This is a genomic window from Dactylosporangium aurantiacum (assembly GCF_000716715.1).
Taxonomy (GTDB): Bacteria; Actinomycetota; Actinomycetes; order Mycobacteriales; family Micromonosporaceae; genus Dactylosporangium; species Dactylosporangium aurantiacum.
Window position 1 is genome coordinate 46,033 of the sequence record NZ_JNYJ01000005.1, and the last position, 14,847, is coordinate 60,879.

Sequence of the window (14,847 nt, forward strand, 5' to 3'; positions counted from 1 at the left end):
CGCCTCTATACCCTTTACGGGTGACTGAGCTCGACATCCGACTGACCCGCTACGGCTCGCGGGTCGCCACCGAACTGATCAGCGCCACGCTCGCCGACCTGAGCCGGCGCTACGGCGGGGACGGGGACACCACCCCCGTCCAGCCGGGTGAGTTCGACCCGCCGATGGGCGGCTTCTTCGTCGCGTACGTGGACCACGTGCCGGCGGGGTGCTGCGGCTGGCGCACCTTCGCCGAGGACGAGACCACCGCGGAGCTCAAGCGGCTCTACGTGGTGCCCGAGTTCCGCGGCCAGGGGGTGGCCCGGCGGCTGCTCGCGGCGGTGGAGGAGGCGGCCCGCGGGGCCGGTCGGGAGCGGATCTGGCTGGAGACCGGCACGGCGCAGCCCGAGGCGATCGCGCTGTACGAGCAGGCCGGCTACTCGCGCATCCCGGATTTCGGGCACTACAAGGGGTACCCGAGCGTGCGGTCGTTCGGGCGTTCGCTCTAGTACGTGCTGAAGCCCCGCGACCATCGGGTCGCGGGGCTTCTTCAGCGCTTCGGCCGGTGCGGCCTCGGCCTTGCTTCGGTGCAGGCGATCAGCCGCGAACGACCTTGCCGGCCTTGAGGCAGGAGGTGCAGGCCTGCACCTTCCGCGTGGTGCCGCCACCGGCCGGGGTGCGCACCGTCTGAATGTTGGGGTTCCAACGGCGGTTGGTCCGCCGGTGCGAGTGGGACACGTTGTGGCCGAAGCCCGGTCCCTTGCCGCAGACGTCGCACACGCTAGCCACGGGGATCTCCTGGGATTGATTGCGTCTCGGGCTGGACCCTTCACCGGCGTCGCCGGCGGCGGATTCCAGGTGTCACCGACCGGCTGACCGGCGGGCAACCCCGCAAGGTTACCTGATGGGACCCGCCGACTCCCAATCGGCCCTTGTCGGGGTCCTGTCCTGCCCGGCGGGCGGCGCGCGAGGAAAATGTCGGTGGTCGCCGATAGGCTCGGGCGCGTGCCAGAGAGTGGGGACGGTGCCGCCGTTCGCCGGTGGTGTGCCGCCGGTCTCGACGCGCTGCGTCGGCACCGGTCAGAGATCGACGCCCTCAACGTCTATCCGGTGCCCGACGGCGACACCGGGACCAACCTGGCTCTGACGATGTCCGCCGCCGCCGACGCCGTGGACGCCGCGCCGCCCGCCGCTGGGGCCGCGGACCTGCTGGCCGTCGCCGCCCGGGGCGCCCTGCTCGGCGCCCGGGGCAACTCGGGCATCATCCTGGCGCAGCTGCTCAAGGGCCTGGCGTCGTCGCTCGCCTCGGCCCGGGCCGTGGGCGGGCCCGAGCTGGCCGCCGCGCTGGACAGTGCCGCCCGGTCGGCGTATGCGGCGGTGGCCGCCCCGGTGGAGGGCACGGTCCTGTCGGTCGCCACCGCGGCGGCGCGGGCCGCGGCGTCGGTGGTCGCCGCGTCCGGTGGCTCCTCGGGGTTCACCGCCGGGGGTGTCGTGGCGGTGGCGCGGGCGGCCGCCGAGGGGGCCCGGATCGCCCTGGCCCGCACGCCCGAGCAGCTGCCGGCGCTGGCGCGGGCGGGGGTCGTCGACGCCGGCGGGCGCGGGCTGGTGGTGCTGCTGGAGGCGTTCGTGACGTCGCTGACCGGGGAGGCGCCGCCCGTCGCGGCGCCGGCGCCCGCGGGGCACGGCACCGCGCCCGGCGGGGTCATGCAGCGCGAGGCAGGGTCGACCGAGTTCGGCTACGAGGTGCAGTATCTGCTCGACGCCCCGGCGGCGGCGATCGGGCCGCTGCGGGAGGCGCTCGGCGCGCTCGGCGACTCCCTCGTCGTGGTCGGCGACGACCCGACCTGGCACGTCCACGTGCACGTCAACGACGTCGGGGCGGCGATCGAGGCCGGGATCGCGGCGGGGCGGCCGAGCAGGATCACCGTGACACGGTTCGCCGAGCAGATCGCGGAGCAACGCTCGGCCCAGGGGCCCGGCCCGTCCGCGGACCCGTCCGCAGGCCAGTTCGCCGGCCCGTCCGCCGGGTCGCTTGCCGGCTCGTCCACCGGTTCGTCTGGCGGGGCGCTCGCCGGGCAGTTCGCCGGGTCATCCGCCGGGCCGTCCGGGGGGCAGCGCACCGGTCCGTCCGGCGGGGAGTCCGCGAGCCGGTCCACCGGCGAACCCGTCGGCGCGCCGGCCGGGTCGTCTGCCACCCGCTCGGAGGGGTCGGGCGTCGTGGTCGTGTGCACCGGGCGGGGCATCGGTGAGCTGCTCGCCGCCGAGGGGGCCACGGTGCTGAGCGGCACGCCGTCGACGGCGGAGATGCTGGCGGGGATCCGGGCGACGGGCGCGGCCAGGGTGGTGGTCCTGCCCAACGACGCCAACGTCCTGGCCGTGGCCAACGCGGCGGCGGCCGAGGCGCGGGCCGCGGGGATCCGGGCCGGGGTGGTGCCGACGCGGTCGCCGGTGCAGGCGCTGGCCGCGATCGCGGTCCGGGACACGGGCCGGCGGTTCGAGGACGACGTGATCGCGATGGCCGAGGCGGCGGCGCGGTGCCGGTCGGCGGAGCTGACCGTCGCGGCGCGGGAGGCGCTCACCGTCGCCGGGCGTTGCCAGCAGGGTGACGTGCTGGCGATCGTCGACGGGGAGGTCAACCTGATCGGGCAGGATCTGGAGCGCACCGCGTGCCTGCTGCTCGACCGGATGCTGGCGGGCGGAGGGGAGCTGGTGACGCTCATCGCGGGGCAGGGGGCGCCCGCCGGGCTCGGTGAGACGCTGGCCGCGCACGTGGCCGGGGCGTGGCCGTTCGTCGAAGTCCAGTGCTACGAGGGAGGCCAGCCGCACTATCCGCTGCTGGTCGGGGTGGAGTGAGCCGGTGACCGAGATCGACCTGACCACGCCGCTGCAGAAGGTGATCGGCAACGGCGCCAAGCTGCTCGCCGACAGCCTCAACCTGCACACGGTCGGTGATCTGGTGTACCACTTCCCGCGCCGCTACGAGGAGCGGGGCGAGCACACCGACATCCGGTCGCTGGAGATGGACACCGAGGTCACGGTGTTCGGCCAGGTCAAGCGGGTGTCGTCGCGGACGTTCATGCAGCAGCGGGGCAAGACGGCGGGCAAGCGCGGCTCGCTGCTGGAGGTCGTCGTCGGCGACGACAGCGGCGGCGAGCTGAGCGTCACGTTCTTCAACCAGCCCTGGCGGGAGTCGCAGCTGCGGCCCGGCCGGTGGGGGCTGTTCTCGGGCAAGGTCGGCCGGTTCCAGAGCAAGCTGCAGCTCAACCAGCCCGACTACATCCTGCTCGACGGCGCCGAGGGGGAGGAGAGCGTCGAGGAGTTCGCCGGCGCGATCATCCCCGTCTACCCGGCGACCGCGAAGGTGCCGACGTGGCGGATCGCCGCCGCGGTGCGCACCGTCCTGGACGTGCTGCCGCCCGTGTCCGACCCGGTGCCGGGCACCGTCCGGGCCAAGCGGAAGCTCTCGTCGCTCGACAAGGCGCTGCGGGAGATCCACCGGCCGGAGTCGCGCGAGTCACTGCACTTCGCGAAGCGCCGGCTGAAGTGGGACGAGGCGTTCGCGCTCCAGCTCACCCTGGTGCAGCGCAAGCACCGCGCCGCCGACTGGCCCGCGCGGTCCCGGCCCTCGCGCGACGACGGGCTGCTGGCGAGTTTCGACGCGCGGCTGCCGTACGAGCTGACCCGCGGCCAACGCGACGTCGGCAACGAGATCGCGGCCGACCTGGCCCGGCCGCACCCCATGCACCGTCTGCTGCAGGGTGAGGTCGGCTCCGGCAAGACCGTCTGTGCGCTGCGCGCCATGCTGCAGGTCGTCGACGCCGGCGGGCAGGCCGCGATGCTCGCCCCGACCGAGGTCCTCGCCGCCCAGCACCACCGCAACGTGATCGACCTGCTCGGCGACCTGGCCCGCGCGGGCGAGCTCGACGCCGCGCCGGACGCGACCCGGGTGGCGCTGCTCACCGGCTCGCTGGGCGCCGCGGCCAAGCGCAAGGTCCTGGAGGAGATCGGCTCCGGCGCGGCCGGCATCGTCGTCGGCACCCACGCCCTGCTGTACGAGGGGGTCACGTTCAAGGACCTCGGTCTCATCGTCGTCGACGAGCAGCACCGCTTCGGCGTCGAGCAGCGCGACGCGCTGCGCGCCAAGGCCGACCAGCCGCCGCACGTGCTGGTCATGACCGCGACGCCGATCCCGCGTACGGTCGCGATGACGGTCTTCGGTGACCTGGAGACCTCCGTGCTCAGCCAGCTGCCCAACGGCCGTTCGCCGATCGCGTCGCACGTCGTGCCCGCCATGGACAAGCCGGCGTTCCTCGACCGGGCCTGGCGCCGCATCCGCGAGGAGGTCGCCGCCGGTCATCAGGTGTACGTCGTCTGCCCCCGCATCGGCGACGCCAAGTCCGACGGCGAGGACCTCCCCGCCGGCGACGACGAGCGCCGGGCCCCGCTCGCCGTGCTCGACGTCGCCCCGCAGCTGGCCGAGGGGCCGCTGCACGGGCTGCGGGTCGGGGTCCTGCACGGCCGGCTGCCCGCCGACGAGAAGGACGCCGTCATGCGCTCCTTCGCCGCCGGCAACCTCGACGTCCTGGTCGCGACCACGGTCATCGAGGTCGGCGTCGACGTGCCCAACTCGACGATGATGGTGATCCTCGACGCCGACCGCTTCGGCGTCTCCCAGCTGCACCAGCTCCGCGGCCGGGTCGGCCGGGGCAGCGCGCCGGGCCTGTGCCTGCTCGTCACCGAGTCCGGCGAGGGCACCGCGGCCAGGGCACGCCTGGACGCGGTCGCCTCGACCACCGACGGGTTCAAGCTCGCCGAGCTCGACCTCGAGCAGCGCCGCGAGGGCGACGTGCTCGGCGCCACCCAGTCCGGCCGGCGTTCGCACCTGAAGCTGCTGTCGCTGCTGCGCGACGCCGAGCTGATCGGTGACGCCCGGGCCGAGGCGTTCGAGCTGCTGGAGGAGGACCGGGAGCTGACCCGCCACCCGGGCCTCGCCGCCACGGTGGCCCAGCTCGTCGACGAGGAGCGCGCCGAATACCTGGAGAAGGGCTGACGGCCGGAGAGGAGGTCGCCGAGCGGGGGAGTGACGGCGGCGGTCAGGCGGCGTGACGGCCGCGGCGGGACGGGCGGCTGAGCAGGATCAGGCCGCCACCGAACGCGATCATGAAGAGGGCCGCGGCGCCGAGCGCGGTGGCGTTCGCACCGGTGACGGGCAGGCCGGTCGAGGTGGTTGTCGAGCCGGTGGTCGAGCCCGTCGTGGAGGCGGACGTGGCGGGCATCGCGCCGTTGCCGTCGCCGTTGCCGTTGCCGGGTGTGATCTCGGTGACCGTCTCGACCGGGGAGTTCGTCTGCGGTGCGGATGCGGACGGTGAAGCGGTCGCAGACGAGGACGAGGACGGGGACGTCGACGCAGACGCGGACGCCGAGGGAGACGCGGACGCCGAGGGAGACGCGGACGCCGAAGGAGACGCGGACGTCGAGGGAGACGGTTCGGGGGAGGCCGTCGGAGCCGGGGTCCCGGTGTCGCACGACGGCGGCCGCGTCCAGGTGCCCGGCACGGTGGTGAACGTGTTGTCCCGCACCGTGACCTGCCCGCCCGGGACCGGCACGTCCGCCGTCCCGCCCGGCGCGACCCGCACGAACCGGCCGTCGAGGGCGAACACGGCGTCCACGTTCGCGTCCGGGCCGTTGGTGAGGTGCGCCGCCAGGGTGCCGTCGCAGGCGCTGGTGAAGGTGGCGGCGGGCCGCGGCGCGCAGGTGGTGGTGCCGCCGTTGTACCAGGCCCGCACGCCCGACGAGCGGTTGCCGGGGGCGGCGGTGTCGCCGACCTTCGTCGTGCCGTAGCGCGGGCCGCCGTCGACGATGGGATTGATCACAGCGGTGCCGAAGACCGTGTCGACCTGGGTGTAGCAGCGGGGCACGTCGACGCGCAGGGTCACCGACGGCGTGGCGGCGGTGACGGTGGCGGTGTCGGTGGCGTAGACGAACTGGGGGTTGCCGAACGACTTCGCCGGGGCGGTGTACGACACCAGCGTGAACGCCTGGCGCTCGCCGTCGCACAGCGGCGCGGACGCGGTGACCGTGGCGGTGCCGGCGGGGCCGTCGAAGGTGTGCCGGTAGGTCGCCGCGGACGCGGACACGCAGGACGGCGTGGAGGTGGCGGCCGAGGCGTACGCGGTGCCGGCGAAGGCACCCCCGAACAGCATGGTCGAGCCGAGCACGAGCAGGGTCTTGCGCAAGACGTGGCCCCCAAGGCGTCTCGTCTGGGGGCGGTCTCACCACTGACTCCCCGGGCCGCAAAGCGGTGACCGATTGATGCTCGGCCCGGATCTGCATCTCCCCATTTTCTGGGTGGTCGTGACGATTTGTCGCGACCGCAATCAGCGTAGAACCCGTCACGCAACGCTGAAAAGTCCTGCTCAAAGGCCGATTACGTTCCGTAGTCAAGCCTGCGGAACCGTCATGCCGGATTGAAAGCCAGTACAACATGAAAAATCGGGAATGTCCGGAGTGGGAGTGGCGCAGGTCACTGCCCGCCGGAGCCTAGGCTGGAGTGCGTGACACGCATCGTGGCCGGCACCCTCGGCGGCCGGCGCCTCACGGTCCCCGCCGGCCAGGGCACCCGCCCCACCTCCGACCGGGTGCGCGAGGCCCTGTTCAGCAGCCTGGAGGCCATGACCGACCTCGACGGTGCCAGGTTCGCCGACCTGTACGCGGGCTCCGGCGCCGTCGGCTTCGAGGCCTGCTCGCGCGGGGCGGCGCACGTGCTGCTCGCCGAGTCCGACGCCAAGGCCGCCAGGATCGTGCGGGCCAACATCGCCACACTGGGCGTCGGTGGCACCGTCAAGCTGGTCGCGGACAAGGTCGAGCGGCTGCTGCAGCAGGAGCCCGACGAGCCGTTCGACGTGGTGTTCGTGGATCCGCCGTACGCGGTGACGGACGAGCGGGTCGGCGAGGTGCTCCGGGCCCTCGCCGAGCGGTGGCTGGCCGACGGCGCGGTGGTCGTGGTCGAGCGCAGCAGCCGTGGCGCCCCGATGCGCTGGCCCGAGGGCCTGGTGCAGCGCGCCGAGCGGCGGTACGGCGAGACGACGCTGTGGTATGCCAGACGCGACGCGGGCGGGTGACGCGGAGGGCCGCGGGCACTTTGGTACGGTCCCCGCTCATGAGGCTTGGGCTGGTGCAATGAGGCGCGCGGTGTGTCCGGGTTCGTTCGATCCGGTCACCAACGGGCACCTGGACATCGTCGGACGCGCGTCGAAAATGTTCGATGAGGTCGTCGTCGCGGTGCTGATCAACACGAGCAAGGCCGGGCTGTTCACGGTCGAGGAGCGCCAGGAGATGCTCCAGGAGGTGACGGCGCCGTACGACAACGTGCGGGTCGACGCGTTCCAGGGCCTGCTGGTCGACTTCTGCCGGGCCAATGACATCAGCGCGATCGTCAAGGGCGTCCGGGTCGCCGGCGACTTCGACTACGAGCTGCAGATGGCGCAGATGAACTACGGGCTCGGCGCCATCGAGACGCTCTTCATGCCGACCAACCCGAAGTACTCCTTCGTCTCGTCGAGCCTCATCAAAGAGGTCGCCAAATGGGGCGGCGACGTTTCGCCGCATGTGCCCGATCTCGTGGCGAACCTGCTTCGGGAACGGCTCGTGAAACCCTGAAACTGAGGGCTTCCCGTGTGGCGATGGAGCGGCATCATGGTTTGGGCCGCATGATGGTGGAGTTGTTTGCCGTGGGACAGGGAGTGACCGCAAGTGGATCCGCTCGAGAGCATCGACCAGATCATCGCGCTGGTCGAGGGTGCACGGTCGGCGCCGATGTCGCGGAGCAACTTCGTGGCCGACCGCGCCGAGATGATCAACCTGCTCGACCAGCTGCGCGCCGACCTGCCCGGTGAGCTCCGCCGGGCCACCGCGCTGCTCGACGAGCGGGACAAGATCGTGGATGCCGGGCGGCGCGAGGCCGAGCGGATCATCGCCGAGGCGGAGGCCGAGCACAACCGGCTCGTGTCGATCAACGAGATCGTCGTCTCCGCCGAGCACGAGGCGTCCCGCATGATCAACGAGGCGCGGGCCGAGACCCAGCGCCTCCGCGACGAGGTCGACGACTACGTCGACACGGCCCTGGCCAACTTCGAGCAGTTCCTCACCCGCTCGCTCGCCTCGATCGAGCGGGGGCGCGACAAGATGCACGCGCTGCGCGAGATAGGCTCGTTCACACCGTCCGGCGACGACGACCGGCCGCTGCCTTTCTAGAAAAGTGCCCGAAGCGACGGGGACCGACCGGGGCGATTCGACGGGAGTTCCGCCGCTCGGGTAGCCTTGTCCGTCGGCCCTGCCTGGCCGGAGTCTGAAGATGCCAAATCACTCGCACCCGCACCTCGATCCCCGCAAGCCGCTGGTCCTCGAAACGGTGGACCTGCCGCGCCGCCCGGGCGCGATGCATGCGGTCTCGCGACAGGTGCCGGCACCTGAGGACCTCGGTCTGGAGCTGATCGGCGTGCCTGTCGGCGCCGAGCTCGACCTCCAGCTTCGGATGGAGTCGGTGTCAGAAGGCGTCCTCGTCTCCGGCACCGTCACCGGCCCGCTGGTGGGCGAGTGCGGACGCTGCCTGCGCCCGATCAGTGCCACGTTGGACGTCCCGATCCAAGAGTTCTATGCCTATGAGCACAGCACCACGGACGAGACGGCCGACGAGGACGAGGTCGGACGGCTGCAGGGCGACCTGATCGACCTGGAGCCGGCACTGCGGGACGCGGTGGTGCTCTCCCTGGCCGCCAATCCCGTGTGCCGTGAAGACTGCCCAGGGCTGTGCCCCGACTGCGGGGTGCCGCTGGATGAGCTGCCCGCCGGCCACAACCACGAGCAGCTCGACCCGCGCTGGGCCGCCCTGACCCAGATCAAGCACTCAGAGGAGTAAGACCCGTGGCCGTTCCCAAGCGGAAGATGTCGCGCAGCAACACCCGGTCGCGCCGGAGCCAGTGGAAAGCCGTCGCGGTGCAGACGCAGCCGTGCCCGCAGTGCCGCTCTCCGAAGCTGCCGCACGCTGCCTGCTCGGTCTGCGGCACGTACAACGGCCGTCAGGTCATCGAGGTCTGATTTCCGGATCCGGGTGACGCGATCCGACCGGTCGCCGCACGGCGGGCAGCCCCCGTCCGGCACCGCGCGGATCGCCGTCGACCTCCTCGGCGGGGACAGTGCTCCCGCCGTCGTGGTTGACGGCGCTCTGCGCGCGTGCAGCGCCGATCCAGACCTGCATCTGCTCCTCGTAGGGCCGCGCGAGTCGGCCGACGAGGTCCTTGGCGCGCTCGCGGTCGGAGACCGCGAGCGCGTCAGTGTCAGCGTGGTCGACCGCACCGTCGGCATGGGCGACGCCCCGATGCGCCATGTCCGGCGGGAGTCGACCGTGCGGGCCGCCGCCGAGGCGGTCTACGCCGGCCGCGCCGACGCGATGGTCTCCGCGGGCTCCAGCGGCGCCGCCGTCGCCGCCTCCGCGCACGTCCTGGGCCGGCTCCCCGGCGTGCGCCGACCCGGGCTCGCCGCGCACGTGCCCACCGCGCACGGCCCGGTGCTGCTGCTCGACGTCGGCGTGACGATCGACGGCACCATGCTGGAGCTGGTGCAGCACGCCGTCCTCGGCGCCGCGTACGCCGCCGCCGCGCTCGGCGTCGCCGACCCCCGCGTCGGCCTGCTGTCCATCGGCAGCGAGCCCGGCAAGGGCGACCGGCTGCGCCGGGCCGTCGCCGTCGCGCTGTCGGACACCGCGCTGCCCGCCGGTGGGCGGTACATCGGCCTCGTCGAGGGCCACGACGTGCCGCTCGGCGGCCCGGCCGACGTGGTCGTCACCGACGGTTTCACCGGCAACATCCTGCTCAAGGGCATCGAGGGAGCCACGGGGCGCCCCGCGCTCGCCGAGGGCGCCAGACCGGCCCGGGGGGCCGCCCTGCTCGGCGTCGCCGGCACCGTCGTGGTCTGCCACGGCTCCGCCGACGGCCCCGACATCGCCTCCGGCATCGCCCTCGCCGCGCGCCTGCACCGCGAGCGGGTGATCCCCGCCGTCGCCGGGCTCGCCGACGACCTGCTGACCGAACTCTCCTCGGCCGGCGGCCTCACCATCCGTGACGCATTGGGAGAGCGCTCGTGACGAATCCGACCCCACTCGAGTCCGCCTTCGAGGTGCAGTTCGACCCCGACATGCTCCGGCGTGCACTGACCCACCGCTCGTACGCCTACGAGAACGGCGGCCTGCCCACCAACGAGCGGCTGGAGTTCCTCGGCGACGCCGTGCTCGGCGTGGTGATCACCACCGCGCTGTTCCGCAACCACCCCGACCTCGCCGAGGGCCAGCTGGCGAAGCTGCGCGCGAGCGTGGTCAACATGCGCGCCCTCGCCGACGTCGCCCGGCGCCTCGGCCCCGAGGGCATCGGCCCCTACCTGCTGCTCGGCAAGGGCGAGGAGGCGACCGGCGGCCGCAACAAGGCGAGCATCCTCGCCGACACGCTCGAGGCGCTCATCGGCGCGATCTACCTGCAGTACGGGCTGGACACCGCCGCCGCGGTGATCCACAAGCTGTTCGACGAGCTGATGGCCGAGGCCGCCCTGCGCGGCGCCGGGCTCGACTGGAAGACCAGCCTGCAGGAGCTCACCGCCGGCCGGGGGCTCGGCGTGCCCGAGTACCGCATCGACGAGGAGGGCCCCGACCACGCCAAGCGGTTCACCGCCTGGGTGATCGTGGCCAAGCGCCGGTACGGCGGTGCGCAGGGCGGCAGCAAGAAGGAGGCCGAGCAGCGCGCCGCCGAGGCCGCCTGGCGCGAGCTGTCCGCGCGGCCGCCGGAGACCCCGAAGGGTGACGATGACCACGGTAACTGAGGTGGCCCACCGCCGGGGCACGCAGCTGCTGTGGGCCCTGCCGCTGGCGGTGTACGCCCTGAGCCGCCTGCTCCAGCTGGCGCTCGTCTGGTGGATGGCCGACAACGATGAGGTCCGCAGCCGGCTGCTGGCCTGGGACGGCGGCCACTTCGTCCGGCTCGCCGAGGAGGGGTACCCGGCCGGGTACAGCTACACCGCCGAGGGCCAGCTGACCGGCAACGGGCTGGCGTTCTTCCCCGGCTACCCGATGCTGGTGCGCGTCGTGCACCTGGCGACCGGCCTGGAGGTCGGCACCGCGGCGATCACGGTCGCGTGGGTCGCCGGCGCGTTCGCCGCGGTGCTGATCTGCGCGCTCGGCACCCGCCTCTACGACGAGCGGGTCGGCCTGGCGCTCACCACGCTGTTCTGCACCCAGCCGATGTCGATGGCGCTGTCGATGGCGTACTCCGAGGCGCTGTTCGTCGCGATGGTCGCCGGCATGTTCCTCTTCGCGCACCGCGACGACTGGCTCTTCGCCGGCGTCTTCGGCCTCGGCGCGGCGCTGTCCCGGCCGACGGGTGCCGCCGCCGCGCTCGCGCTCGCGGTCGCCGCCGCGATGGCCGTGCACCGCAGCCGGCGCGCCGCCCGTACCGCCACCGACGCCACCGACGCCACCGACGACACTGACGACACCGAGGACCCGGGCGGGGCCGGCCGGCGCGTCCCGGCCTGGCAGCCGATCGCCGCCGCCGCCGTCGCGCTCGCCGGCGTCCCCGGCTACCTGCTCTGGGTCGGCCTGCGCGTCGGCGACCTCGGCGCCTGGTTCGACATCCAGACGGCCGGCTGGGGCACCACGTTCGACTACGGCACGTCCACGTTCAAGTTCGTCCGCGACGCGCTGCGCACCGGCGAGGGCTGGATCCAGGTCAGCGTCGCCTGGATGGTCATCGGCGTCGTCGTGCTGGCCGCCGTGGCCGTGGCGAAGAAGGTGTGGGTCCCGCTGCAGGTGTACGGCCTGATCGCGCTCGTGCTGGTGCTGGGCCAGGGCGGCTACTACCACTCCAAGCCGCGGCTGCTCGTGCCGGTGCTGCTGATCCTCGTCCCGCCGGCGATCGCCATCGGACGGGCCAGGCCCCGCACGGCGGCGCTAGTGTTGTCAGGCTGTGCGGCGTTCGGGCTGTGGTACGGCTCCTACCTGATCACCGTCTGGCACTACGCGATCTGACCCCCATTGGAGACCGATGCCTGAGCTTCCCGAGGTCGAGACCGTCCGCCGCGGCCTCGACAAGTGGGTCTCCGGCCGGCGCATCGCCACCGTCGAGGTGCTGCACCCGCGGGCGATCCGCCGCCACCTGCCCGGCGCCGTGCACTTCGCCGACGTCCTCGCCGGCCGCCTCGTCGGCGCCGTCCAGCGCCGCGGCAAGTACCTGTGGCTGCCGCTGGACGACGAGGACGCCCTCGTCGGCCACCTCGGCATGTCCGGCCAGCTGCTCATGCAGCCGGTCGAGGCGCCCGCCGAGACGCACCTGCGGGTCCGCTTCACGTTCGACGACGACGGCCCCGAGCTGCGCTTCGTCGACCAGCGCACGTTCGGCGGGCTGGCGGTGTCCACCGGCGGCGCGGTCCTGCCGGCCGAGCTGACGCACATCGCGCTCGACCCGGTCGACCCGGCGTTCTCCGACGACGCGTTCGTGGAGAACATGCGCCGCCGGCGCACCGAGGTCAAGCGGGCGCTGCTCGACCAGACGCTGATCTCCGGCGTCGGCAACATCTACGCCGACGAGGCGCTGTGGCGGGCGAAACTGCACGGCGCCCGCCCGACCGACCAGCTGTCCCGCCCGCTGGTGCGGCGGCTGCTCGGGCACGTCCGCGACGTGCTCAACGAGGCGATCGGGCAGGGCGGGACCAGCTTCGACGCGCTGTACGTCAACGTCAACGGCGAGAGCGGCTACTTCGACCGCTCGCTCAACGCCTACGGCCGCGAGGGCGAGCCGTGCAACCGTTGCGGCAGCCCGATCCGCCGCGAGGCGTTCATGAACCGGTCGTCCTACTCCTGCCCGCGCTGCCAGCCGCGGCCGCGGATCCCGGCAGCCCGGATCCCGCGTTGACCAACCGGTGCGGCCGGGGCCGGCGCGGCAGCGGCGTCGGCGGGTTGAGCTCGGCGAGGCCGGGCACCTGACCGCACCAGGCCGGCAGGTCGCAGTAGGGGTCGGGGGCGCCGAGGTCGGTCACCATGCCGAAGCCCGCACCCCGCGCGACCTGCAGCCGGGCCGCCTCGTCGAGCTCCCACGGCGGCACCGCGTGCACCAGGTGGCCGTCGCCGGGCAGCGCGCCCGCCCCGCTCCACCGGCGGTAGTCGCGCCAGCTGCCGTCGAAGACGCAGATCGGCAGGCCCAGGTCGCGGTACGTCTGGTCCGGCGGGCAGCCCGGGTTGAGCACCACGTCGGGCAGGTCGGCGCGCTGGGCGAGCCGGGCGGCGATGGCGACCGGGCCGATCGAGTGCGGGCTGACCGGCACCCGGTCGAGGAAGATGCCGCGCACCGGGTAGCCGGCCCACCGGTACACGTCGGCGCGGATCTGCTCGACCGGCCGGGTGGACAGGTCGACGTCGACGTAGCCGAGCAGCCGCACCCCGGCGGCGGCGAGCCGGCTCATGGCGGCCGTGTACGCCGGGTCGCGCCCGCTGCCGGGCCCGCCCGCGACGTCGATGACGACGGTGAACGCGGCACCGTGTCCCGCGACGATCTCCCATGCGTGTGGCCGGGCGAGGGGATGCGCCCGCAGTGGCAGGAGCGTCGGAACCCGGTCCACGACCGGACTAACGATGCTGGGCCCCCTCAAGCACGGCCGGTGTCCACGGTCCAGTAGGGCGTCCGGCCGCGCATGGCGGCGCCGACACCGATCGACCTGGTGGCGCAGTCCAGCAGGATCTCGCGGTCGCTCTTGTCGCGCAGCCAGCTCTTGACGACGTCGCCGGCGTCGCCGCCCTTGGCGACCAGCTCGCCGGCGAAGCCGCGGTAACCGGCCTTGCCGGCCCGGTCCTCGGGGGAGCTGCCGTCGCTGCCCTCGGACCGGGTGAAGTCGTGCGCGAGCATGTCGGCGCTGTGCGACCTGGCGGCGGCCCGCAGCTGCGGGTGCATGCGCAGCGCCTCGCACCGCGCCTTGCGGCGCTCGCTGTTGACCAGCTGCACCACCCGGTCCTCGTAGCCGGCGTTGAAGCTGGCGGTGACGGTGGGGGTGGGCCGGGCGCTGGTGGCCGCGGCGCTCGGCGGGGCGGCGCTGGAGGCGGTCTCGGTGGGCTCGGCGCCCGCCGGTGCCCCGGCGGGTGCCGGCTCGGCCGCGGCGGCCGCGGCGGAGGGCCGGTCGGCGCCGTCGAACAGCGCGGGCACGATCACCGCGCCGATGCCGAAGAGGATGAGAACCGCCGTGGCGATCGCGGCAACGCCGGTGGGTCCTCCGAGCCGGGCGACCAAGCCAGGCTGCGGCGCCGTCATCCGGATCTCCTCGGGGTCAGAATTTCTCCGGCACGACGCTACTTTGCAGTGGCGCTTGCGGGCAACCGGTGGCACACTGCCACGATCGGCTACGCAGGTGTGATCACGCACCCGGGTGAGTGAGAACACCCTGGCCAGGACGTTTGGCGTGCCGGTTGGCTTGACTAAGTCGCCGCCCGGGCTGAACATAGAGGGGTCGCCAGTCGCGCCCAATCATGCCCTAGTGCTTCGGTCGCGGGTGCTGGGCGCGCGTTTGCCGGAATCCGACCGGCTGCGCTTATCAAGGAGACGATATGGCTAAGGCCCTCTTCGGCCACGTAGGCGGCGCGCCCGATCGGCGCCTCGTCGACGAGGTCACCCAACTGCGTGCCAAGGTTCGGGCGCTCGAGTTCGAGGTCGTCCGGCTGCGCGCCGAGAATGACCGGCTCGCAGCGGCGGCCGCCGAGACGGATCACCTGGTCCGGCTCGTCGAGCCGGCGATGGCCTGACCCAAGGCCATCGCACCAGCAAGGACGTCGGCGGATCCGGC

The 14,847-nt window shown here is 73.2% G+C and carries 17 protein-coding genes; 13 read left to right on the top strand and 4 right to left on the bottom strand.

All coding sequences use genetic code 11. The features are described from left to right. The first annotated feature begins 20 nt into the window (after positions 1-20). Positions 21-488, top strand: a complete 468-nt coding sequence (locus OP18_RS06320) for a GNAT family N-acetyltransferase (RefSeq protein ID WP_033357798.1) — start codon at positions 21-23, stop codon at positions 486-488. A gap of 88 nt (positions 489-576) precedes the next feature. Here the strand turns inward: OP18_RS06320 and rpmB are convergent, their stop codons facing one another. Beyond that, on the bottom strand, positions 577-768 hold the full coding sequence (gene rpmB, locus OP18_RS06325) for a 50S ribosomal protein L28 (protein WP_033357799.1): 192 nt from the start codon (positions 766-768) through the stop codon (positions 577-579). A 216-nt stretch (positions 769-984) separates the two neighbouring features. Between rpmB and OP18_RS06330 the strand changes: the two genes are divergently transcribed. Both OP18_RS06330 and recG read left to right on the top strand, forming a co-directional pair. Beyond that, positions 985-2,832, top strand: coding sequence for a DAK2 domain-containing protein (locus OP18_RS06330; RefSeq protein ID WP_033357800.1), 1,848 nt, complete (start codon positions 985-987; stop codon positions 2,830-2,832). A gap of 4 nt (positions 2,833-2,836) precedes the next feature. Next, positions 2,837-5,029: an ATP-dependent DNA helicase RecG gene (recG, locus tag OP18_RS06335; RefSeq protein WP_033357801.1), complete on the top strand. Its 2,193-nt coding sequence runs from the start codon at positions 2,837-2,839 to the stop codon at positions 5,027-5,029. 43 nt (positions 5,030-5,072) lie between these two features. Here recG and OP18_RS06340 read toward each other — a convergent pair whose 3' ends face one another. Next, positions 5,073-6,215 carry a hypothetical protein gene (locus OP18_RS06340; RefSeq protein ID WP_033357802.1) on the bottom strand — a complete coding sequence of 381 codons (1,143 nt, stop codon included), beginning with the start codon at positions 6,213-6,215 and terminating at the stop codon, positions 5,073-5,075. A gap of 318 nt (positions 6,216-6,533) precedes the next feature. Between OP18_RS06340 and rsmD the strand changes: the two genes are divergently transcribed. The 9 genes from rsmD (at position 6,534) to mutM (ending at position 12,932) form a co-directional block, all read left to right on the top strand. Then, the gene (gene rsmD / locus OP18_RS06345) at positions 6,534-7,100 is read left to right on the top strand and encodes a 16S rRNA (guanine(966)-N(2))-methyltransferase RsmD (protein ID WP_033357803.1); all 567 of its coding nucleotides are present in this window, start codon (positions 6,534-6,536) and stop codon (positions 7,098-7,100) included. Positions 7,101-7,158: 58 nt separating this feature from the next. After that, complete coding sequence (gene coaD / locus OP18_RS06350; protein ID WP_033357804.1) at positions 7,159-7,638, top strand: pantetheine-phosphate adenylyltransferase; 480 nt, start codon at positions 7,159-7,161, stop codon at positions 7,636-7,638. 93 nt (positions 7,639-7,731) lie between these two features. Further along, positions 7,732-8,232, top strand: coding sequence for an ATP synthase subunit B family protein (locus OP18_RS06355; RefSeq protein ID WP_033357805.1), 501 nt, complete (start codon positions 7,732-7,734; stop codon positions 8,230-8,232). 100 nt (positions 8,233-8,332) lie between these two features. Beyond that, positions 8,333-8,896 carry a YceD family protein gene (locus tag OP18_RS06360; protein WP_033357806.1) on the top strand — a complete coding sequence of 188 codons (564 nt, stop codon included), beginning with the start codon at positions 8,333-8,335 and terminating at the stop codon, positions 8,894-8,896. Between the two features lie 5 nt (positions 8,897-8,901). Beyond that, positions 8,902-9,075 (top strand): 50S ribosomal protein L32, encoded by a 174-nt coding sequence (gene rpmF / locus OP18_RS06365; RefSeq protein ID WP_033357807.1) that lies wholly within the window; start codon positions 8,902-8,904, stop codon positions 9,073-9,075. 13 nt (positions 9,076-9,088) lie between these two features. Continuing rightward, complete coding sequence (locus OP18_RS06370) at positions 9,089-10,120, top strand: phosphate acyltransferase (protein WP_052386299.1); 1,032 nt, start codon at positions 9,089-9,091, stop codon at positions 10,118-10,120. A 50-nt stretch (positions 10,121-10,170) separates the two neighbouring features. Then, on the top strand, positions 10,171-10,845 hold the full coding sequence (gene rnc, locus OP18_RS06375) for a ribonuclease III (protein ID WP_081970474.1): 675 nt from the start codon (positions 10,171-10,173) through the stop codon (positions 10,843-10,845). Next, complete coding sequence (locus OP18_RS61760; RefSeq protein WP_033357809.1) at positions 10,829-12,049, top strand: mannosyltransferase family protein; 1,221 nt, start codon at positions 10,829-10,831, stop codon at positions 12,047-12,049. The genes rnc and OP18_RS61760 overlap by 17 nt, the downstream gene beginning before the upstream one ends. Before the next feature lie 16 nt (positions 12,050-12,065). Next, positions 12,066-12,932 (top strand): bifunctional DNA-formamidopyrimidine glycosylase/DNA-(apurinic or apyrimidinic site) lyase, encoded by an 867-nt coding sequence (mutM, locus tag OP18_RS06385; RefSeq protein WP_033357810.1) that lies wholly within the window; start codon positions 12,066-12,068, stop codon positions 12,930-12,932. Here the strand turns inward: mutM and OP18_RS52090 are convergent. Next, positions 12,856-13,635 carry a spherulation-specific family 4 protein gene (locus tag OP18_RS52090; protein WP_052386301.1) on the bottom strand — a complete coding sequence of 260 codons (780 nt, stop codon included), beginning with the start codon at positions 13,633-13,635 and terminating at the stop codon, positions 12,856-12,858. The two genes, mutM and OP18_RS52090, sit on opposite strands and share 77 nt — an antisense overlap. A gap of 26 nt (positions 13,636-13,661) precedes the next feature. Further along, on the bottom strand, positions 13,662-14,318 hold the full coding sequence (locus tag OP18_RS06400; protein WP_081970435.1) for a CAP domain-containing protein: 657 nt from the start codon (positions 14,316-14,318) through the stop codon (positions 13,662-13,664). A gap of 293 nt (positions 14,319-14,611) precedes the next feature. On the opposite strand from OP18_RS06400, the gene OP18_RS06405 reads away from it, so the two are divergent. Beyond that, positions 14,612-14,806, top strand: coding sequence for a hypothetical protein (locus OP18_RS06405; RefSeq protein ID WP_033357811.1), 195 nt, complete (start codon positions 14,612-14,614; stop codon positions 14,804-14,806). The last annotated feature ends 41 nt before the right edge of the window (positions 14,807-14,847 follow it).